Origin of the sequence: Actinokineospora enzanensis DSM 44649, from assembly GCF_000374445.1 — a bacterium.
GTDB lineage: Bacteria > Actinomycetota > Actinomycetes > Mycobacteriales > Pseudonocardiaceae > Actinokineospora > Actinokineospora enzanensis.
Map to the genome: position 1 here is coordinate 306,646 of NZ_KB894405.1, position 22,797 is coordinate 329,442.

6 protein-coding genes and 2 pseudogenes are annotated in these 22,797 nt (G+C 71.7%); 3 read left to right on the top strand and 5 right to left on the bottom strand.

Features of this window, described 5'->3' with window-relative positions; all coding sequences use genetic code 11:
* Positions 1–2: 2 nt before the first annotated feature.
* A pseudogene (locus tag C503_RS0106105) lies at positions 3–5,378 on the top strand (type I polyketide synthase); the annotation flags it as partial.
* A gap of 208 nt (positions 5,379–5,586) precedes the next feature.
* Here C503_RS0106105 and C503_RS38210 read toward each other — a convergent pair.
* Together C503_RS38210 and C503_RS0106115 are read right to left on the bottom strand one after the other, a co-directional pair.
* Entirely contained in the window at positions 5,587–5,856 is a 270-nt protein-coding gene (locus tag C503_RS38210) for a hypothetical protein (RefSeq protein WP_018681308.1), read from the bottom strand.
* 116 nt (positions 5,857–5,972) lie between these two features.
* The gene (locus C503_RS0106115; protein ID WP_018681309.1) at positions 5,973–6,755 is read right to left on the bottom strand and encodes a thioesterase II family protein; all 783 of its coding nucleotides are present in this window, start codon (positions 6,753–6,755) and stop codon (positions 5,973–5,975) included.
* Between the two features lie 217 nt (positions 6,756–6,972).
* On the opposite strand from C503_RS0106115, the gene C503_RS0106120 reads away from it, so the two are divergent.
* Entirely contained in the window at positions 6,973–9,651 is a 2,679-nt protein-coding gene (locus C503_RS0106120; protein ID WP_018681310.1) for a helix-turn-helix transcriptional regulator, read from the top strand.
* 139 nt (positions 9,652–9,790) lie between these two features.
* On the opposite strand, the gene C503_RS0106125 is transcribed toward C503_RS0106120, so the two are convergent.
* The 3 genes from C503_RS0106125 to C503_RS0106135 all read right to left on the bottom strand — a co-directional run bounded on the left by C503_RS0106125 (position 9,791) and on the right by C503_RS0106135 (position 12,800).
* Positions 9,791–10,762, bottom strand: a complete 972-nt coding sequence (locus C503_RS0106125; RefSeq protein ID WP_018681311.1) for an NAD-dependent epimerase/dehydratase family protein — start codon at positions 10,760–10,762, stop codon at positions 9,791–9,793.
* Positions 10,763–10,776: 14 nt separating this feature from the next.
* Positions 10,777–12,069: a nucleotide sugar dehydrogenase gene (locus C503_RS0106130; protein WP_018681312.1), complete on the bottom strand. Its 1,293-nt coding sequence runs from the start codon at positions 12,067–12,069 to the stop codon at positions 10,777–10,779.
* A gap of 77 nt (positions 12,070–12,146) precedes the next feature.
* Positions 12,147–12,800 carry a PIG-L deacetylase family protein gene (locus C503_RS0106135; RefSeq protein WP_211222324.1) on the bottom strand — a complete coding sequence of 218 codons (654 nt, stop codon included), beginning with the start codon at positions 12,798–12,800 and terminating at the stop codon, positions 12,147–12,149.
* Positions 12,801–13,138: 338 nt separating this feature from the next.
* Between C503_RS0106135 and C503_RS0106140 the strand changes: the two are divergent.
* A pseudogene (locus C503_RS0106140) lies at positions 13,139–22,738 on the top strand (SDR family NAD(P)-dependent oxidoreductase); the annotation flags it as partial.
* Positions 22,739–22,797: the final 59 nt, after the last annotated feature.

A 22,797-nucleotide genomic window follows, 5' to 3' on the forward strand; every position in this document is an offset into this window, starting at 1 on the left:
CGCCCTCCACCGAGCAGATCGTCGCCGCGCTGCGGCAGTCGGTGGCCGACAACGAGCGGCTCAAGGCGGACAACAAGCGGTTGACCGCCGCCGTCACCGAGCCGATCGCCATCATCGGCATGGGCTGCCGGTACCCCGGCGGGGTCACCACGCCCGCCGAACTCTGGGACCTCGTGGCCGGTGGCGTCGACGCGATCAGCGGGTTCCCCGAGGACCGCGGCTGGGACCTGGCGGGTATCCACGACCCGTCCGGGTCCCGCCCCGGCACGACATACTCCGACCAGGGCGGGTTCCTCCACGAGGCCGCCGACTTCGAGCCCGAGTTCTTCGGCATCTCCCCCCGCGAGGCGCTCACGCTCGACCCGCAGCAGCGCGTCCTCCTGGAAACCGCCTGGGAGGCCGTCGAACGGGCCGGGATCGTCCCGAACACGTTGCGCGGCAGCAAGACCGGCGTCTTCGCGGGCGTCATGTACCACGACTACGGCGCGGGCAGCAGCGACGGCAGCCTCGTCTCCGGCCGCGTCGCCTACACCCTCGGCCTCGAAGGCCCCGCCGTCAGCGTCGACACCGCCTGCTCGTCCTCCCTGGTGGCCCTGCACTGGGCCATCCAGTCCCTGCGGCGCGGCGAGTGCGAGCTGGCCCTGGCGGGCGGCGTCACCGTCATGGTCACGCCGGACATGTTCGTGTACTTCAGCGAGCAGCACGGCCTCTCCTCCGACGGCCGCTGCAGAGCCTTCGGCGGCGACGCGGACGGCGTCGGCTGCTCCGAGGGCGCGGGCATGCTCCTCCTCGAACGCCTCTCCGACGCACGGAGGAACGGGCACCATGTCCTCGCCATCCTGCGCGGCAGTGCCGTCAACTCCGACGGCGCGTCCAGCGGCATCACCGTCCCCAATGGACCCGCCCAGCAACGCGTCATCCGCGCCGCGCTGGCCGACGCCCAACTCCAACTATCCGATGTGGACACAGTCGAGGCGCACGGCACCGGCACCAAGCTGGGCGACCCGATCGAGGCGCAGGCGCTGATCGCCACCTACGGCCGCGCCGCCACCCAGGAACGCCCGCTCTACCTGGGCTCGTTCAAGTCCAACGTCGGCCACACCCAGGCCGCCGCAGGCGTCGGTGGCGTGATCAAGATGGTCGAGTCCCTGCGCCGGGGCATGCTGCCCAAGACCCTGCACGCCGACACCCCGTCACCGCACGTGGACTGGTCGGACGGCACCGTCGAGCTGATCGGCGAGACCCGCCCGTGGCCGACGACCGACCATCCCCGACGCGCGGCCGTGTCCTCGTTCGGGATCAGCGGCACCAACGCGCACATCGTCCTCGAACAGGGCGACGTGCTTGAGCCGTCGACCACCCCGCAGGCCCCCGTGACCTGGCTGCTCTCCGCCGCCGACACCGACGCCCTGCGTGCCCAGGCCGCCAAGCTCGCCGGTTTCGCCGAGACCACCGACGCCCCGGCCGCCGACATCGGCCTCTCGCTCGCCACCACCCGCACCCTCGCCGAGCACCGCGCCGCCGTCGTGGCCACCGACCGCGACACCGCCACCCGCGCGCTCGTCGAGTACGCGGCAGGCCGTACCCCCGCGGGCCTGGTCGAGGGCACGGCGACCCCGGGCCGCACCGCGTTCCTGTTCACCGGCCAGGGCGCCCAGCGCGCGGGCATGGGCCTGCGGCTCGCCGAGCGGCACCCCGTCTTCGCCGAGGCGTTCGACACCGTCCTCACCGCCCTGGACCGGCACGTCGACCGTCCACTCAAGACGGTCCTGGCCGACCCCGAGGCCCTGGAGCAGACCGGTTATACCCAGCCCGCGATCTTCGCTGTCGAGGTGGCCCTGTTCCGCCTGCTGGAGTCCTGGGGCGTGCGACCGGACCACCTGCTCGGCCACTCCATCGGCGAGTTCGCCGCCGCGCACGTCGCGGGCGTGTTCTCGCTCGACGACGCGTGCGCGCTGGTCACCGCCCGCGCCCGGCTCATGCAGGCGCTGCCCGCCGGTGGCGCGATGGTCGCGGTCATGGCCACCGAGGCCGAGGTGACCCCGCTGCTGGTCGACGGCGTCGATATCGCCGCGGTCAACGGCCCCAGCTCCGTCGTGCTCTCCGGCGACGAGACCGCGGTGCTGACCGTCGCCGAGAACTTCGCCAAGAAGTCCCGTCTGCGTGTCTCGCACGCGTTCCACTCGGCCAGCATGGAGCCGATGCTGGCCGAGTTCGCCCAGGTCGCGGCCGGGATCACCTACGCAGCGCCGAGCATCCCGATCGCCTCCACCGTCGCCGCCGACGCCGACATCGCCACCCCGGACTACTGGGTCGGCCAGGTCCGCGCCGCCGTCCGCTTCGCCGACCGGGTGCGGACACTGCTCGACTCGGGCGTCACCACGTTCCTGGAGGTCGGCCCCAGTCCGGTGCTCACCGCGATGGGCCAGACCTGCCTCACCGAGTCCGACCGGGCCACGTTCGTCCCGACCCTGCGCGCCGACCGCGACGAGGCCGAGGCGATCGCCACCGCCGCCGCGACCCTGTTCACCAGCGGTATCTCTTTCGACTACAACGAGTTCTATGCGGGCGCCCGAACCTGCGAGCTGCCGACCTACGCGTTCCGGCGCAAGCGCTACTGGCTGGAGAACCCGACCGGCGTCCGTGTTCGCGGGGTCGCCGAGGTCGGCCAACGCGACGCCGACCACCCGCTGCTGGGCGCGGTCGTCGTGGCCGCCGACTCCGGCGGAGCGGTGCTCACCGGCAAACTCTCCCGACACGGCCTGCCCTGGCTCGCCGACCACGTGGTGCAGGGCGCGGCCCTGTTTCCCGGCACGGCCTTCGTCGAACTGGCCATCCGCGCGGGCGACGAGGTCGGCTGCGGCCGGGTCGACGAACTCACCCTGGCCGCGCCCCTGATCCTGCCCGAACGCGGTGCACTGAACATCCAGGTGACCGTCGGTGCCGAGGACGAGTCCGGTACCCGTGAGCTGGGGATCTTCTCCCAGGCCGAGGATGCCGACTGGATCCGGCACGCGAACGGCCGAGTCTCCCCAACGGCCGACACGCCCACGCAGCCGGGGGAGTGGCCCCCGGCCGGGGCGATCGAGATCGACGTGACCGGCCGGTACGACGAACTCGCCGCCCAGGGCTTCGACTACGGCCCCGTCTTCGCTGGCCTGCGCCGCGCCTGGCAGGTCGGCGAGACCGGCCTGGCGGCCGAGGTGTCCCTCCCCGAACACGCCGAGACCAGCGCGTTCGGCCTGCACCCGGCTCTGCTCGACGCCGCCCTGCACACCATCGGGCTGGCCGGTCCGACCGAGGACAAGCCGGTACTCCCGTTCGCCTGGACAGGCGTCTCCCTGCACGCGGCAGGCGCGTCGACCCTCCGGGTGTTGATCACCTCGGACGTCGAGAACACGGTTGCCTTGCGGGCCACCGACCCGACCGGCGCACCGGTCCTGACCGTCGAGGCCCTGGCCCTGCGTCCCCTGGCGGACGCCGCCTTCGCAACGTCCCGCTCGGCCGTGGACGACTCCCTCTTCCGCGTCGACTGGCGGACTTACGAGGGCGAGGTCGCCGCCGACGTCTCGGCCGCGATCCTGGGCACCGACGCGTTCGGTTTGCCTGGTGAGTCCTATGTGGACCTCGCTGCTCTCGCCGCTGCCATCGACGCAGGCACGGCCGCACCGCAGGTCGTGTTCGCGCCTTTCGTCGCGCCGACGGACGCCACTCCCGAGGGCGCCCGCGAGGCCGTGCACGAACTACTCGCGTTGGCCCAGAACTGGGTCGGCGCCGATGCGCTGGCGGCCTCGCGTCTGGTCGTGGTCGCCCAGCGGGCGATCGCGACGCGGCCGGAGGAGGGTGTCGACGATCTGACGCATGCCGCGTACTGGGGCGTGATCCGGACCGCGCAGTTGGAGTACCCCGACCGGTTCATGATCGTGGACCTGGACGGTGGTTGGTTGCCACTGGCGGCTGTGCTCGGCGCGATGTACGCGGACGAGCCGGGTGTGGCGGTGCGGGATGGCTCGGTTCTGGTGCACCGGCTGGCCAAGTTCGTGCCGCCGCCTGCGGAACCGTTGACGCTGAACCCGGACGGCACTGTCCTGGTGACCGGCGGCACCGGTGTCCTGGGTCGACTGATCGCCCGGCATCTGGTTACCGCGCACGGCGTACGCAACTTGCTGATCACCAGTCGGCGTGGTGCTGATGCTCCTGACGCGGCTGAGTTTGGTGCTTCGCTGGAGGAGTTGGGCGCTACTGTCACCTTCGCGGCCTGCGATCTTGCTGATCGTGCGGCGGCGTCTGCGTTGTTGGCGGGGGTGTCTGCTGAGCATCCGTTGACTGTCGTTGTGCATACGGCTGGTGTGGTGGATGACGGCGTTCTGCTGGCGTTGACTCCGGACCGGATGGACGCTGTGTTGCGGCCTAAGGTGGATGCGGCGTGGAATCTGCATGAGCTGACTGCGGATCTCGGTCTGGCCGCGTTCGTGCTGTATTCGTCTGCGGGCGGCACGCTTGGTGCGGCTGGGCAGGCGAACTACTCGGCGGCGAACGTGTTCCTGGATGCTTTGGCTCATCATCGGGCCGCGCTCGGGTTGCCTTCGGTGTCGTTGGCCTGGGGGTTGTGGACTGAGGGGGGCATGTCGAATGCCCTTGCGGACACTGACCTGATTCGTATGGCTCGGTCGGGTGTGTTCGGCCTGTCCTTCGCGGATGGCCTGGATCTGTTCGATGCGACGTTCGGGACCGATCAGCCGTCGTTGGTGCCTGTCCGGTTGGACGTTTCCGGTCTTCGCGGTGCTGCCCACGGTGTTCCGGCGATGTTGCGGGGGCTGGCTCGGGGTGGTGTGCGGAGGCGGGCCGAGTCGGTCGATGACTCGTGGTCGCGGATTGCCGGCTTGCCGGTCGCTGAGCGGGATCGGGCCGTGCTTGACCTGGTTCGTTCGACGGCGGCTGTGGTGTTGGGGCATGAGCGTGGGGACGCGGTGGATCCGCGCAAGGGGTTCATCGAGCTCGGGTTCGACTCGTTGACGGCGATCGAGCTCCGGAACCGGCTGGAGTCGGTGACTGGCAAGCGTTTGCCCGCCACGTTGATCTTCGACCACCCGACTGTCGGTGCCCTTGCCGAGTTGTTGGGTGAGGGGCTCGACAGTGCTCCGGCGACTGTTGCGGATGTCGACCTGGACTCCCAGCTGGACGGCCTGGAGACATCCCTGCGCCAGGCTTCCTCGGCAGACCTGGGTCGGGTCGATGCTGTTGCCCGACTGCGTGCGTTGGTCGCGTCCTGCCTGGCGGTCGACGGTGCGGAGTCGGCGGCTCAGGAGCAGATCGCGGACGCCAGCGCCGAGGAGCTGTTCGCGCTGTTGGACGAGGAGTTGGAAGCCCACAGCTGAGGGGAGGGCAATCGGCACCCCTCGACAGGGGTGCCGATTGCCTTGTCGGGCGGCGGTTGCCTGCGAGCACTTCCCCGAAAGTGCGCAAACGACCAAGGACCGTTCACCGCGATGGCTCGCGGTGAACGGTCCTTCGGCACGCGCCTGGGATTCATGGGGGTGGGGTGGAACCCCAGGCGCGGGGTTCACGGATACCGGTGCGGGCGACTCAGACCTCGGCGAGCATCCCCAGTGAGCACAACGAGCCCGCCAGTGCGATCATGTCGTCCTTGGTGTCCTCGATGTCGGTCTCCCACAGTTCGGCGAGGACGGCGGCGGCCCGGTCCAGGTCGCCGTTGTGCTGCTTGAGGGCGATCCACATGGCCGCCGCGACCGGCTCGCAGTCGATGGTGCGGTGGGTGGTGCGGCAGGTCAGCTCCAGGTGGCCGTTGGGGAGCATCCGCAGGGTGACGCCGGGTGCGGACTGGATGGCCATCATGACTACCTCCGGGGAGTGGGGCGGGTCCGGTATTCCGTGATGTATCTATTTTCGCGGTCCTGGACCCGCCGAACCATGGGGCAGACTCCTGAACACGTCATGGGGTTTCCCCACCCCTAGCCGGTATGTGATCCGGGGTTGCGCGTGCCCCACTCCCGTAGTCGCGCGGTCACCGTCGTCATCACTCGGACAAGCTGGTCATCCAGGTAGAAATGTCCGCCCGGCAGGACTTCCAGCGCGTACGGCCCGGTCGTGTGCGCGCGCCAGGCGGCCGCCTCGGCGAGGGCGACCACCGGGTCGGAATCGCCCACCAGGACCTGGATCGGGCAGGCGGGCTCGATCCCGGGTCGGTGCCGGTACGTCTCGACGGCCGTGTAGTCGCCTCGGATCGCCGGGAGGACCATGCGCAGGAGTTCGGTGTCGCCGAGTACGGCGCTGTCGGTGCCGCTCAGCTCCCGTAGCGCGGCGATCAGGCCGTTGTCGTCGCGTTGGTGGACGAACTCGACACGCTGCGCGGACGGGGCCCGGCAGGCCGACGCGAACAGGCCGATCGGTGGGGTTCCGGCGGCGGTGAGGCGGCGGGTCAGCTCGTAGCCGAGCATGGCGCCCATGCTGTGGCCGAACAGCGCCACGGGACGGTCCAGCCAGGGCTCGATGTCCTCGGCGAGCGCGTCGGCCATGGTGTCCAGGTCGTCCAGGCAGGGTTCGGCGCGGCGGTCCTGCCTGCCCGGGTACTGCACGGCCACGACCTCCACGTCCACCCCGGCGTCCTGGACGGCGCGGGAGAACGGGAAGTAGGCGGTGGCCGAGCCGCCCGCGTGCGGCAGGCACACCAGGCGGGTGCCCGCGTCGTCGACCCGGTGGAAACGCCGGACCCAGCGGCCCGTGGTGTCAGTCACGGCTCTCGTCACAGCTTCGGAGTGTTCGGCCCCACGTCCACCCCCGGCAACCCCTACCCACCCGGGGGGCCGCCCCTTTCGTGACGCGGGGTAGTCGTCCTGGGCCAACGAGGTGAGTCGGGAGCGGCTCGCTTTAGATCGCGGTTGGGTGCGCTTATGGCGGGGCTGCGAGTCTCGGTTTCCCAGGGAGGTTTGCCGCAGGGGCGAGGAGCAGGCGATGGGTGACAACTGGGGACGCGACCACCGGTACGAGCCGCGGGACGCGCTGGCGTACCTGCAGGACGCGCTGATCGAGTGCGACGCGGGTACCGGTGCCACCGTCCTGGTCGGCGGCGGACCCGCGAGCGGCCGGACGAGATCGCTGCACCAGCTGGCCGCCCGCGCGGACGAGCTGGGCATCCTGACCGTCACCGCGGCCGGGGCGGCCGACGAGCGGCAGGTCGAAGGCGGGATCATCGACCAGCTGCTGGCCAACCCGATCCTGCGCGCGGCCGCCGACCGGTACACCGAGGACGACCCGGTGACCGGGCTGTGCACCGCGGTGCACCGGCTGGCCCGCGAGCGCGCGGTGCTGATCGCGGTGGACGATGTGGAGCACGCCGACGAGATGTCGGCCAGACTGCTGTTGCGATTACAGCGGAGGGCGCGATCGGCCGCCCTGCTGCTGGTGCTGACGCACGCGGAGACCTGGTACGACGACCTTGAGGGTCTGGCCTTCGCGGCCCAGCCCCACCACCACGTGCGGCTGCTGCCGCTGTCCGTGGAGGCCGTGGCCGAGCTGGTCGGTGACGAGTGCCCCGCCGTCCAGGGCGACGACGACCTGCCGGAGCGCATCCACGCGCTGAGCGCGGGCAACCCGTTGCTGGTCAACGCCTTGTTGGACGCGAGCCGGGGCGGCGCGCCGACCGGTTCGGTGACCACGGGTATCGCGTTCTCCCAGGCCGTCCACCGGCTGCTGCACCGTTACGGCTCGCCGCTGCGCGAGGTCGCCACCGCCATGGCCGTGCTGGACACCGACGTCAGCCCGGACGCGGTGGCCACGGTCGCCGGGGTCGACCCGGCGGACGTGGAGGTGTCCGTGGGTCTGCTGGCCGACACCGGCCTCGTCACCGGCTCCCGCTTCCGCCAGCCGCCCGCGGCCGCCGCGGTGGTGGGTGGTCTGCGCGGGTCGGAGAAGGTGGGGCTGCACTTCCGCGCGGCCGAGGTCAAGCAGCGGCGCGGCCTGGCCGCCGCCGACGTCGCCCGCCACCTGGTGGCCGCCGGGGAAGCGGCCGCCGACTGGGCGCTGCCGGTGCTGGTCGAGGCCGCCGAGCAGGTCATGCTGGCCGACGACGTCGACTTCGCCACCCGCTGCCTGGACCTGGCCGCGACGGCGGCGAGCGCGTCCTGGGAGCGGCAGACCATCGCCCAGCTGCGCGCCAAGATCACCTGGCGGACCACCCCGGCCGCCGCCGCCCCGCACCTGCGCACCCTGCGTGAGGCGGGCGACTCGCTGGACCGCTCCGACCGCATCGCGCTGGCCCGCCAGTCCCTGTGGTTCGGCGACCAGCCCACCTTCACCGCCGCGGTGGACCGGCTCGTGCACGACACCGAGCCGCTTGACCCGCGCACGGCGGCCGAGCTGGGCCTGGCGGGCCACTGGCACTTCGGCACCGCCGACGTCCTGACCAGCCCGGTCGGCCCGGGGCTCCCGGACGGCACAGCCCGTGCGGGGACGCCGAGTCACCCGGGCGAGGACCCCTGGCTGCACACCGCCGCCACCCTGGCCGCCGTCTGGCACACCGGCGGCGCGGAGATGATCTCGTCGGCGGCCGAGCGCATCCTGGCCAACTGCCCGCTGTCGGACACGTCCCTGGAGGCCCTGGCCACCGCCATCCTCGCGCTGTCCCATGACGGCCGCCCGGACCGGGCGGAGGGCTGGTGCGCGTCGCTGCTGGAGGAGGCCGAGTACCGGGGTGCCCTTACCTGGCAGGCTCTGCTGGGTTCGGTATCGGCTCATCTGATGTTGCGCCGGGGGGATGTGTCGGCCGCGCAGGAACACGCGACTGCCGCGTTCGTGCTGCTCGACGTTCCCAACTGGGGAGCCGCCATCGGGTACCCCTTGGCCGTCCTGGTGACCGCTCATACGGCCGCGGGCGCGGTGAAGTCGGCCGCATCGGCGCTGCGCACGCCGATTCCGGATGTGGCACTGTCCACTTTGGGCGGAATCCGATACCTGCGCGCTCGCGGTCAGTTCCACCTGGCCACGAACCGAGGCCTCGCCGCCGTCAGCGACTTCCAACGCTGCGGCAAGCTCCTGGGCGACCACGCGCTGCCGTTGATCGCCCCCTGGCGCACCGACCTGGCCGAGGCGAACCTGATGCTGGGCAACTCGACCGCGGCCCTGGAACTGGCCCGCCAACAGCTCACCCTGGCCGCCCCCACCGACCACGCCACCCGCGGCGCGGCCCTCCGCGTCCTGGCCATGGCAGGCGAGAGCACGTCGCGTCCCGGGATGCTCAACCGCGCAGCGGAATCCTTCAAGGCCTGCGGCGACCGGCTGGAACTCGCCAAGACGCTCCGCTCCATGAGCCAACTCGGCCCTCGCCCGGCGGGCGTCACGAAGCAGGTTCCCCGAACCGGCCCTGTCCGCCCGGCCCCCGCCGTACCCCGGGCCGTCCCCACCCGCCCTGCGGTCCCGCGCGTGGAGGCCGCACCGTCGTCGGCGCTCAGCGAGGCGGAACTGCGGGTCGCGGAGCTGGCCGCGGACGGGCGGACCAACCGGCAGATCGCGGAAGCCTTGTACATCACGGTAAGCACGGTCGAACAACACCTGACCCGCGTCTACCGCAAACTGGGCGTGCCGGGTCGCGCCGCCTTGGCCGACGAACTGACCCCAGCCGATTCCGCGTCCTGACCCTGCTTCTGCCCCCGCCCCTCGGGAGCACAACCCCCGCCCAAACCTGAGGGGCGGGCCCATGGCCGAATCTCTCGATGCGCGGAAAGAGGCCGCGCCCGAGCGGGCGCGGCCTCTTGGGAGAGCCGTAGGAGTTACCTCAGCGACCGACCCGGACCCGCCGGTCCGCGATCACCGCCGCGATGATGTCATCCAGCGTCCGCCGCGGCGAGAACCCCACCTGGTCGAACGCCTTCGTGCAGTCCGGAATACGACGCTGCATGTCCTCGTACCCGTCCCCGTAAGCCTCCTCATACGGGATCTTCACGATCGTGCTGCTCGACCCGGTAGCCGAGATGACCCGCTCAGCCAGCTGCGAGATCGTCGTCTGCTCCGTGCTCCCCAGGTTGAAAACCTGCCCATACGCCGAAGAATCCGACAACAACGCCACCAGAGCGGGCACCACATCCAGCACATGGCAGAAGCACCGAGTCTGCTGCCCATCCCCGAACACCGTGATCGGCTGCCCGGCCAAAGCCTGCGTCACGAACCGAGGCACGACCATCCCGTACCGACCGGTCTGTCGCGGCCCGACGGTATTGAACGGCCGCACGATAACCGTCCGCAGGTCATGCTCCTGCGAGTACAGGTAGGCGAACGTCTCGTCCAGCGCCTTCGCCTCCGCATAGGACCAACGGTTCTTCAGCGGCGACCCGATGATCCGGTCCGCGTCCTCCGTCAGCCCGTGCGCCGTGTTCTTCCCGTAGATCTCGGAAGTCGACGCCACCAGGATCGGCACGTCCCGCTTGCGCGCCGCCTCCAGCATGTTCTCCGTGCCGTGCAGGTTGGTGCGCAGGCTGTCCAGGGTCTTGTCCAGGATGGTGAACACGCCCACCGCCGCCGCCATGTGGAACACCGCGTCCACACCGGCCATTGCGGACTCGATGGCGGCGACATCGGTCACGGAGCCGCGCACGAACCGGAACGCGCCGTGGTTGGACACAGTGGACAGGTTGTCCAGCGTGCCGGTGCTCAGGTCGTCCAGGGCGACCACCTCGTGGCCGCTCGCCAGCAGGTGCTCCGCCAGGTGGGAGCCGATGAACCCGGCCCCGCCGGTGATCAGGTAGCGCACGTCGGTGTCCTCTCTCAGTTCGCGAACAGGGCGGGGTCGAAGCGGTAGGTGGCGTCGATCACGATGGGGCAGTGGGCGATCCACGAGTAGTCGTGGTCCGGCTGGATCGTGTGGATCAGCACCACGTCCCAGTCGGCGCCTGCCGGGTCGTACTCGCTGTCCAGGGAGCCGCCGGTGACGCGGATGTTGGGGGCCAGCGGGTCGTAGTAGCCGACCTTGGCGCCCTTGGCGGCGAGCAGGTCGATGATGTCCAGTGCCGACGACGAGCGCACGTCCTGCACGCCCGGCTTGTAGGTCACGCCCGCCACCAGCACGCGGGCCCCGGTCAGGCCGCGGCCCTCCCGGGACAGGGTGTTCAGTACCCGGTCGACGACCTGGCGCGGACGCTCGGCGATGGCGTTCATGGCCTGGGTCACCAGCGGGGCCTCGCTGGTGGTCGCGCGCAGCTGCCACAGCAGGTAGTGCGGGTCGCACGGGATGCAGTGGCCGCCGACGCCCGGGCCGGGGTGGAAGGCCATGAAGCCGTAGGGCTTGCTGGCGGCCGCGTCGATGACCTCGATCGGGTCGATCGCGAAGCCGGAGCTGATCTCGGCGAACTCGTTGGCCAGCGCGATGTTCACCGCGCGGAAGGTGTTCTCGTACAGCTTGGTCATCTCCGCCGCCTCCGGCGAGCTGACGCAGTGCACCGCCGGGGTCAGCACGTTGACCACCCGCTGGGCCATGGCGGTGCAGGTGGGCGTGACGCCGCCGAGCACCCTGGGGGTCTCGGCCTGGGTGTGCGTGATGTTGCCCGGGTCGATGCGCTCCGGGCTGGAGGCCACGAAGATGTCCCGGCCGACCGTGAAGCCCTTGGCGGCCAGCGGCTTCACCAGCATCCGCTGGGTGGTGCCGACGTAGCTGGTCGAGGTGAGGATCAGGGTCTGGCCGCGGCGGGCGTTGGCCACCAGCGCGGCGCAGGCGCTCTCCAGCGGGCGCAGGTCCGGCATCAGGTACTCGTCCAGCCCGGTGGGCACGCACACCAGCACCGCGTCCGCCTCGGCCATCCTGGCCGCGTCGGTGGTGAGCTGGAAGTCGGCCTGGTGCACGGACTTCTCCAGCCTGCGCAGGTCGGACTCGATCAGGTCGACGGTGCACGCGCCGATCGCGTCCAGCCGGTTCTGCGACAGGTCGATGCCGATCACGCCGACGCCGCCCGCGTGCAGCCCCAGCGCGGTCGGCAGGCCGACGTAGCCCATGCCGACGATGGCGACCGAGGTCAGCTTGTTGAGCTCGGCGATGGTCTCGAATTCCACGACGGTACTGGTCATGCCGGTTCACACCCATTCTTGCGGACAACGGGGCACGGGTCGGGGGCCGGCCCGCGGTGCAGGTTCACGTAGGGTCCTCAGTAGACGATCCGGACGATCTCGAACGCCTCGGCGAGGCAGGCCGAGACCTGGGAGCCGCGGTACTCGGCGAGCGCGCGCACCCCGCGTTCGCTGCGCGGCGCGGGCCACGGCTCCAGCTCCTTGCCGTACGCGCGCAGCGCCTCGACCTTGCGCTCGATGTGCGTCTCGTCCAGCCGCTCCCAGCAGTTGGGCCGGAACACGACCGGCAGCCCGGAAGCCTCGCCGACGTCGGTGGCCGAGCGGATCTCGAACGTGCGCAGCTCGCGCACGCTGCCCTTGCCCGGCCTGCCCGCCACCCGCGCGGCCCGGCTGACCAGGGCGTGGTCGGTGCTCAGGTCGCACATGCTGGTGGTGAACACGGTGTCCGGCTCGAACTCGCGCACCTCCCGCTCCACCACCCGGTTGAGCTCCAGGTTGCCGACGGTGTCCAGCCGGTTGTCGCCGAACTCGTGCACCCGCACGCGTTCCACGCCCAGCGTCTTGGCGGCCAGCTCGATCGACGCGGTCCGGTTGACCACCCCCGAGCCGGTGGCCGAGCGGGAGCCGTCGTCGTTGGTCAGGACGCACAGCGACACGACCACGCCCTCGTCCGCGAGCCGGGCGATGGTGCCACCCGCGCCGAGGGTCTCGTCGTCGCCGTGCGCTCCCACGACCAGGAGCCTTCGAATCTTGCGGTGCATAGCCATCCCAGCCTTTGTCGTCGGGGGCGGACCCATTCCCGGGTGAACCGACCCGGAACGTCGGTCGAGGAGGAAACGCGATCGGGAATTGCCTTGGGAATACCGGAAATCTGTCACCCGGCCCGGCGACCGACAACCCCTAAAGGTCGTCTAAAGCGGACCTGGCCGACCCCACCGCACCGGCTCCGCCCGGCCCTTTAGGGGTGGGGACGCCCGCCCGCCGCTCGTATGGTCGGCAGCAGATCGCCGTGCGGGCGCGCTAACGCGTCCCGCGGGGGAACCGGGCGACGGGATGGAAAAGAGGACACGTGGGCAACTCCGAGGACAAGCTGGTCGGTGCGCTCCGTGCGTCGCTGAAGGAGACCGAACGGCTGCGCGAGAAGAACCGCAGGCTCGCCGAGGCCGCCAGGGAACCGGTGGCGATCGTCGGCATGGCCTGTCGGTTGCCCGGTGGCGCGAACACGCCGGAGGCACTGTGGCGGCTGCTCGACGGCGGCGTGGACGCGATCGGCGCATTCCCGGCCAACCGGGGCTGGGACCTCGACCGGCTCTACGACCCCAGCGGCGAGCGCGCGGGCTCCAGCTACGTGCGCGAGGGCGGCTTCCTGCACGACGCCCTGGACTTCGACGCCGACCTGTTCGGCATCAGCCCGCGCGAGGCCCTGCTGATGGACCCGCAGCAGCGGCTGCTGCTGGAGACCGCGTGGGAGGCGTTCGAGCGCGCGGGCATCGCCCCGGACACCGTGAAGGGCACCCCGACCGGCGTGTTCGCGGGCACCATGTACCACAACTACCAGGGCAGCTACGGCTCCTCCGGGGTGCTCTCCGGTCGGCTCGCCTACACCTTCGGCCTGGAGGGCCCGGCCGTCACGATCGACACCGCCTGCTCGTCCTCACTGGTCGCGCTGCACCTGGCGGTGCAGGCCCTGCGCGCGGGGGAGTGCTCGCTGGCGCTGGTCGGCGGCGTGTCGGTGATGTCCACCCCGCGCACGTTCGTCGAGTTCAGCCTGGACGGCACGCTCGCCCGCAGCGCCCGCTGCCGCGCGTTCGCCGACTCCGCCGACGGCACCGGCTGGTCCGAGGGCTGCGGCATGCTGCTGGTGGAGAAGCTGTCCGACGCCCGCCGCAACGGCCACCCGGTGCTGGCGATCGTGCGTGGCACCGCGATCAACCAGGACGGCGCGTCCAACGGCATGACCGCCCCCAACGGCCCCGCCCAGCAGCGGGTGATCCGCCAGGCCCTGGCCAACGCGCGGGTGGCGCCTGCGGAGGTCGACGTCGTCGAGGCGCACGGCACCGCCACCAAGATCGGCGACCCGATCGAGGCGCAGGCGCTGCTGGCCACCTACGGGCAGGGGCGCGCGGAGCCGCTGTGGTTGGGGTCGGTGAAGTCGAACCTCGGGCACACGCAGGCCGCTTCCGGCGTCGCCGGGGTGCTGAAGATGGTACTGGCGCTGAACAACGGTGTGCTGCCGCGAACGTTGCACGTGGACAAGCCGACCCGGCACGTGGACTGGACGGCCGGGCAGGTCGAGCTGCTCACCGAGCGTCGTGAGTGGCCGCGCAACGGGCATCCCCGGCGTGGCGCGGTGTCCTGCTTCGGTCTCAGCGGCACCAACGCGCACGTCATCCTGGAGGAAGCGCCGGAGTCCACATCGGATGAGTCCGTTCGCGACACCGCCGCCATTCCCTTCGTCCTTTCCGGTCGCACCCCGCAGGCGCTGCGCGCGCAGGCCGCCCGGCTGGCCGAGTACCTCACGACCAACACAGACATTCCCGCACTGGATATCGCACACACGCTCGGCGCTTCCCGCACACACCTGGACCACCGCGCTGCCATCGTGGGCCATGACCTGGATGGTCTGCGGGCGGGCCTTGTCGCGCTGGCCGATGGTTCGGGTGGGATCACCGGTCTGGCGCGTGGCGGCACCAACACCGCGTTCCTGTTCTCCGGCCAGGGTTCCCAGCGGCCCGGCATGGGCGCCGAGCTGACCGCCGCGTTCCCGGTGTTCGCCGAGGCCTACGCAGCCGCGTGCGCCGAGCTGGACAAGCACCTCGACCGGCCGATCCGCGAGGTGATCGACAACGACCCGGAGGCGTTGGCGCGCACCGGGTACACGCAGGCCGCGCTGTTCGCGTTCGAGGTCGCGCTGTTCCGGTTGGTCCGGTCCTGGGGTGTCGAGCCGCACGCGGTGTGCGGGCACTCGATCGGGGAATTGGCCGCCGCGCATTGCGCCGACGTGCTGTCGCTGGCCGAGGCCGCGAAGCTGGTCGTCGCTCGGGGCAAGTTGATGCAGGCGCTGCCCGAGGGCGGGGCGATGGTCGCGGTCGAGGCCACCGCCGACGAGGTCGCCGAGCGCGACCCGTCCGGGACAGTCGACCTGGCCGCCGTCAACGGACCGCGCGCGGTCGTGTTGTCCGGTCCCGAGGACGCCGTGCTCGCGTTGGCGGGGCAGTTTTCCGACGCGGGTCGTCGGACCACGCGTTTGCGCGTCTCGCACGCGTTCCACTCGCGGTTGATGGAGCCGATGCTGGAGGAGTTCCGCGCTATCGCCGCCGGCTTGACCTACTCGCGGCCCAGCCTGACTTTCATCTCCAGCGTCACCGGCGCGGAGGTCTACGACGAGCTGACGGATCCCGAGTACTGGGTGCGCAATGTCCGGCAGCCGGTTCGCTTTGCCGACGCGGTGCGCGCGCTGGCGGCCGAGGAGGTCAACCGGTTCTTCGAGCTGGGGCCGGACGCGCCGCTGACCGCCGTGGTGCCGCAGTCCGCGCCGGAGACGGTTGTCGCGGTGGCCGCCCAGCGCAAGGACGTGCCCGCCGATGTCGCGTTGACGACCGCGCTGGCCACCCTGCACACGCGTGGGGTCCGGGTCGACTGGGCCGCGCATTTCGCCGCGCGCGGTGCTCGTCGCGCCGACCTGCCCACCTACGGCTTCCAGCACCAGCGCTACTGGCTGGAGCTGACCGGCGAGTCCGGCGACGCCGACGCGATGGGCCTGGACCCGGTCGACCACCCGCTGCTCGGCGCGGCGACGCTGCTCGCCGACGCGGACGGCGTGGTGCTGTCCGGGCGGGTCGGCCCGGCCACGCATCCGTGGCTGGGTGATCACGTGGTCGGGGGCTCGATCATGCTGCCCGGGACGGCTTTCGTCGAGCTGGCCGTGCGGGCGGGGGACGAGGTCGGGTGTGGACAGGTTCGTGACCTGACGCTGCACGCGCCGTTGGTGTTGCCTGCCAAGGGATCGGTGCGGTTGCAGGTCCGGGTCGGGACCCCGGCCGCTGACGGCGCCCGGCCGGTGAGTGTCTACTCGCGACCGGACGGGCTCGGCACGACGGCGGAATGGACCCGGCACGCGGAGGGAACGCTGGCCCGTGCCGAGGCCGGGGCCGGGTTCGACCTGGCCGCCTGGCCGCCCGCCGGGGCCGAGGTCGTCGACCTGGACGGGATGTACGAGCTGATCGCCGAGGCGGGCACGGAGTACGGGCCGGTGTTCCGGGGTCTGCGCGCCGCCTGGCGGGTCGGGGACGAGGTCTTCGCCGAGGTCTCGCTGCCCGAGCAGGACCGGCTGGGCGCCGAGGCGTTCGGGCTGCACCCGGCGTTGTTCGACGCCGCCCTGCACGCGGTCGGGCTGAGCGCGGCCGCTGGTGAGGGCACCACCTTGCCTTACGCCTGGTCCGAGGTCGAGCTGCTGGCGACGGGCGCGTCCGCGCTGCGGGTGCGGATCCGGCCGACCGGTGAGCAGGCTGTGGAGCTGCGGCTGGCCGACACGACCGGTAGCCCGGTCGCCCGGATCGGGACCCTGCGGCTGCGGCAGATCAGCGCGGAGCAGCTGGCGGCGGCTCGTGCGGTGCCTGGCGGGACCGATGCGCTGTGGCGGGTCGACTGGGTGCCGTTGACGTTGCCCTCGGGGTCCGAGCTGACCGTTGCCGACTACGGGACGGACGCCGATGTCCAGGTTTACCGGGCATTGCCCGGAGTGGACGCCGAGTCTTCTCGGGTCGCTGTGCACCGTGCATTGAGCACGCTTCAGGAGTGGTTGGCCGCGCCGTCCGGCCGGTTGGTGGTGTCCACCGGCGGTGATCTCGCCGGGGCGGCCGTGGCCGGGCTGGTGCGGTCGGCGCAGGTGGAGAACCCGGGGCAGATCGTGCTCGTCGAGGGGGAGACCACGGCCCAGCGGCTGGCGGCGATCTGTGCCGTCGACGAGTCCGCCGTGCGGGTCGAAGGTGACCAGGTGACGGTTCCCCGGTTGGTGCGCGCGGTGCCCGAGCCGGTGACCGCGGCCCACGATTGGACCGTGGGCACTGTGCTGCTCTCGGGCGGCACGGGTGCGCTGGGCGCGCTTGTCGCGACACACCTGGTGCGCGAGCACGGCGTCAAGAACCTGGTGCTGGTCAGCCGCCGAGGTGCGGATGCCCCCGGCGCGGCGGACTTGCTCGCTCGGTTGTCCGACCTGGGGGCCACCGCGATCGCACTCGCCGCCGACCTGTCCGATCGGGACTCCGTCGCCGAATTGCTCGCCGCGCACCCGGTGACCGCCGTCGTCCACGCCGCCGGTGTGCTCGACGACGGTGTGCTGACCTCGCTGACCCCAGCGCGGATCGACGCCGTCTTCGACCCCAAGGCACTGGCCGCCTGGCACCTGCACGAGCTGGCGGGCGACGCCACCGCGTTCGTCACCTTCTCCTCCGCCGCGGGCGTGCTCGGAGCACCCGGTCAGGGCAACTACGCCGCCGCCAACGCGTTCCTCGACGCATTGACCGCGCACCGGCTGGCCGTCGGCCTGCCCGCGCACTCGCTGGCCTGGGGCATGTGGGAGTCCGCAGGCGGCATGGCGGGGGAGACGCACGGCAAGCGCGGCCTGGGCGCGTTCACCGCCGAGGAGGGGCTGGGCCTGTTCGACACCGCCGTGCGCTCCGCCGGGGCCGCGCTGGTGCCGGTGAAGCTGGACCTGCCCGCGTGGCGGTCCGCCGGGGCCGTGCCCGACCTGCTGCGCGCTCTGGTCCCGCCTGCCCGGCGGACCGTCGCCGACCGCGAGGTGGGCGCCGACTCGTTGCTCGGCAAGCTGGTCCGGCTGCCCGCCGACAAGCGGCTCGCGCACCTGCGCGACCTGGTGATCCGGCACGCGGCCGAGGTGCTCGGGCACGCGTCGGCCGAGGTGTTCGACGCCGACCGGGCGTTCAAGGACCTGGGCTTCGACTCGCTGACCGCCGTGGACCTGCGCAACGCCCTCAACGAGGCCACCGGGCTGAGCCTGACCGCGACCCTTGTCTTCGATTACCCGACCGCAGGCGACCTCGCTGTTCACCTGTATGAGTCGCTGTTGGGTGGTGTGGAAGACACCGAGGAGTCCGAGCGGATTGTCACGATCGGCACGGACGAGCCCATTGCGATCGTCGGGATGGCGTGCCGGTTCCCCGGTGGCGTGACCACCCCGGAGGACCTGTGGCGGTTGGTGGAGTCCGCGTCCGACGGCACGGGTGACTTCCCGACCGACCGGGCCTGGGACATGGCGCACTGGCTGCCGCAGGTGGCGCCGGACGGCGGCACGCCGCGCGGCGGGTTCGTGCCGGACGCGACGGACTTCGACGCGGGCTTCTTCGGCATCGGCCCGAACGAGGCATTGATGATGGACCCCCAGCAGCGGATGCTGCTGGAGTCCTCCTGGACCGCCCTGCAGAACGCCGGACTCGACCCGATCGCGTTGCGCGGCAGCACGACCGGTGTGTTCGTCGGTGTGATGCAAGGTGACTACGACCCGGGCGACCAGGCAATGGCGCAGGGCGGTGGGCTCTACCGGGGCTCGGGTGCGCTGAGCAGTGTGGTGTCCGGGCGGGTGGCTTACGCGTTCGGACTGGAAGGGCCCGCGGTGTCGGTCGACACTGCCTGCTCGTCCTCTCTCGTCGCCCTCCACCAGGCCGTCCAGGCGCTGCGAAGCGGGGACTGTGGGCTGGCGTTGGTCGCCGGTGTGTCCGCGCTGGTGTCACCCGCGCCGTTCGCCCAGTTCGTGGACGGCGCGGTGGCGCGGGACGGTCGGTGCAAGCCGTACTCGGCCGGGGCCGACGGCTTCGGCTGGGGTGAGGGCGTCGGTGTTCTCGTCGTCGAGCGGCTGTCCGATGCCCAGCGCAATGGGCACAACGTACTCGCGGTCGTTCGGTCCAGTGCGGTCAACGCGGACGGTGCGTCCAATGGCTTGACCGCGCCGAGTGGTCCGGCGCAGGAGAAGTTGATCCGACGCACGCTGGCCGCCGCCGGACTGGTCCCGGCCGACGTGGACGCCGTGGAAGGTCACGGCGCGAGCACGCCGCTGGGTGACCGGATCGAGGCAGGCGCCCTGCTGGCCACCTATGGCAGGGAACGGCCGGAGGGGCGGCCGCTGTGGCTGGGGTCGGTGAAGTCGAACATCGGGCACACCCAGGCCGCCGCCGGTGTCGCCGGGGTGATCAAGATGGTGCAGGCGCTCCGGCACGGCGTGCTGCCCGCGACCCTGCACGCCGCCGAGCCCACGGTCGACGTCGCCTGGGCCGAGGACTCGGTCCGGCTGCTGGACGAGACCCGGCCGTGGCCTGAGGTCGACCGGCCGCGCCGGGCGGCGGTGTCCGCGTTCGGCTACAGCGGCACCAACGCGCACGTGATCCTGGAACAGGCCCCCTCGGTTGAGACCACCGCTCCGGAGTCCACTGTGGATGGTGTGCTGCCGCCGCTGGTGGTGTCGGCCCGCACGCCGGACGCGGTCCCGGACCAGGCCCGCGCGCTGCTGGCCCACCTGGACGCGAACCCGGGGCTCGACCTGATCGACGTCGCGCACGCCCTGGCCGCCCGTAACCCGCTGTTCCAGCACCGCGCCGCCGTGGTCGGCGCGGACCTGGACGAGGTGCGCGAGGGCCTGCTGAGCCTGTCCACCTCGGATGTACCGGCGGCGGGCGTGGTGACCGGCCGGGCCCGCTCCGGCGGCACGACCGCGTACCTCCTGCCTGGTCAGGGCGTGCAGCGCGCGGGCATGGGGGCCGGTCTGCACGCCGCGTTCCCCGCCTTCGCGCAGGAGTTCGACCGCGTCGCGGCCAAGTTCGACCCGTATCTGGGCCGGTCGCTGCGCGAGGTCGTGTTCGCCGAGAAGGGCTCGGTCGCCGCGCAGCTGTTGGCCCGGCCGCAGTTCGCGCAGGCGGCGGTGTTCACCGTGGCGGTGGCGCAGTTCCAGCTGCTCCAGTGGTGGGGCGTGCGCCCGGACGTGCTGATCGGCCACTCGGTCGGCGAGGTCGCGGCCGCGCACCTGGCCGGTGTCCTGTCCCTGGATGACGCGGTGAAGCTGGTCGCCAACCGTGGGCTGCTGATGGACGAACTGCCCACCGGAGCGGTGTTCGCGATCGAAGCGGCGGCGTCCGAGGTCGAGCCGCTGCTGGCTGCTGACACCGCTCTGGCAGCGGTGAACGGACCGCGCTCGGTCGTGGTATCCGGTTCGTCGGCCGCGATTACTCCGATCGCGGAGCACTTCACCGCGCTCGGTCGGCGCGCGGACAAGCTCGCCATCGGCGTGCCGGTGCACTCGCCGTTGCTGGCGGAGATCCTGGCGGAACTCGCCGAGATCGCCGAGGAGCTCACCTACGATGAGCCGCGCCTCACGGTCATCTCGACGGTGACCGGCGCGGCCGTGACCGATGAGCTGCGCGACCCGGCGCACTGGGTCGCCAACTGCCGCGAGACCGTCCGCTTCGCCGACGCGGTGGCCGCGACCGGCGCCACCCGGTTCGTCGAGCTGGGCACGGACGGCACGCTTTCCGCGCTGGCGCAGCAGATCGTGGACACCGCCGAGTTCGTGCCGGTCCTGCGCAAGGACCGCGCCGAGGTCCGCTCGGCCCTGCTGGCCCTGGGCCGCCTGCACGTCACCGGCGCCGAGGTCGACCTGCGGCGGGTGAACACCGGCCAGGCCGCGCCCGTCGCCCTGCCCGGCTACGCCTTCCACCGCACCCGGTTCTGGCCGACGGTCGACATGGAAGCCCGCCGGGAGAGCGGTGACGCCGGTCTGACCGGCGCGGACCACCCGATCATCGGCGGCACGCTGTCGGTTGCCGGATCGTCCACCGTGGTCCTGACCGGCTCGGTGTCGACGGCGACGCACCCGTGGCTGGTGGACGAGCCGGTGTTCCCGAACGCCGGATTCGTCGAGCTGGCGGTGCGGGCGGCCGATGAGGTCGGTCTCGACAAGGTCGCCCTCCTCGTGACCGACGTGCCGTTGGCGGTCGGTGACTCGCCCATCCGGTTGCAGGTTGTGGTCGGCGAACCCGGCGCGTCCGGCCGGTCGGTCACGATCCACTCGTGGACCGGCGAGACCTGGCTCCGGCACGCCGAGGGCCTGCTGACGGCCGACTCGACGGCCGAGCCAACCGGCCTGACCGAGTGGCCGCCTGCCGGTGCGTCGGCCGTCGACCAGGCCTGGCTCGTCGAGGACGTGGTCTTCACCGAGGTCGACCTGGACCCGTCCGCAGGCGCCGACCGCTTCGGCCTGCACCCGCTGGCCCTGGACACGGCCCTGCACGCGGCGTCCCTGTCACTGGAGTCCTTCGCCGACGGCATCCCCACCGAGTGGCACGACTTCCGCCTGTTCGCCGCCGGTGCGTCCCGGGTCCGCGCCCGCCTGACCCCGATCGCCGCCGACAAGGTCGCCATCCTCCTGACCGACCACACCGGCACCCCGATCGCCGAGGCCCAGGCCGTCGTCGCCCGCCCGCCCCGCGTCGCCGAAGCCACCGCGTCGCCCCGGATCGGCCGAAAGTCGCGCCGCCGAGTGGTCGAGGACACCGCTCCGGCCACCATCGAACCGACCGAGAAGGGCCTCCGTCGCGTCGTACTGGCCGAGGCCGCCGCCCTACTCGGCCACGCCCACGCCGACGCGGTCGACCCCGAGGCCCACTTCCTGGAGTCCGGCTTCGACTCCCTGACCGCCGTCGAACTACGCAACCGCATCTCCCGCGCGACAGGCGTGCCCCTGCCCGCGTCGGTGGTATTCGATCACCGCACTCCTGCGGGCCTGGCCACCCACCTGCTGGGCGTACTGACCGGCACCGCGGTGGCTCCCACGGACGACCCGGTGAAGCAGATGTTCACCGACGCCGTCCGCGCCGGACGGGTGCAGGAAGGCATCGCCCTGCTCGGGGCGGCGGCCCGACTGCGGCCTACCTTCCAGACCCCGGCAGACCTGCCCGTGCCCCCGCGCCCGGTAGAGCTGTCGGTCGGAGCAGGTCCGCGTCTCCTGGCGGTCCCACCGCCCGCCGCCCTGGGCGGTGCCTACCAGTACGCCAAACTGGCTTCCTGGCTACGCGGCAACCGCTCCTTCTCGGTGCTTCCCCTGCCCGGTTTCGCCGCGGGCGAGCCCCTGCCCACCGATCTGGACGCGGTGTACGCGGTCCTCGCCGCGTCCATCCAGACCAGCCCCGAACCCTTCGCCCTGCTCGGCTACTCCTCCGGCGGCGTCCTCGCCTACGCGCTGGCCTCCCGCCTCGAAGCCGCGGGCCTGACCCCCACCGCCGTCATCCTGCTGGACAGCTACGAGATGGACAGCGGCGGCGACGCCACGGCCGACACCGTGTCGGACATGGCAGGCGGCATGCTGGAACGCGAGGAGAACTACGGCCCCTTCGACCGCGACCCTCTCACCGCCATGGCCCACTACCTGAACCTGCTGGAAACCGCGGAACTGGATGAAGTCCGGTCCCACACCGTCCTGCTCCGCCCGGCCCACAGGTTCTCGGTCGGCGACATCATCCCCGACCCGGCTGACGAGTCGTGGCGCACCACCTGGCACCGCGCCGACGAGACCCTGACCATCCCCGGCGACCACTTCAGCATCGTGGACGCCGCCTCCGAGTCGACCGCCCACACCATCGACGAATGGCTCAACGGCCTGAACTGAGCCACCTCCCCGGCCCCCGCGTTGCCTACGCGGGAGCCGGGCCTTGTGGTCACCCTGCT

Excerpts from the sequence above, each read along its gene's own strand:
- C503_RS0106130 (WP_018681312.1), bottom strand. The coding sequence starts at position 12,069 with ATGACCAGTACCGTCGTGGAATTCGAGACCATCGCCGAGCTCAACAAG.
- C503_RS0106120 (WP_018681310.1), top strand. The coding sequence starts at position 6,973 with ATGGGTGACAACTGGGGACGCGACCACCGGTACGAGCCGCGGGACGCG.
- C503_RS38210 (WP_018681308.1), bottom strand. The coding sequence starts at position 5,856 with ATGATGGCCATCCAGTCCGCACCCGGCGTCACCCTGCGGATGCTCCCC.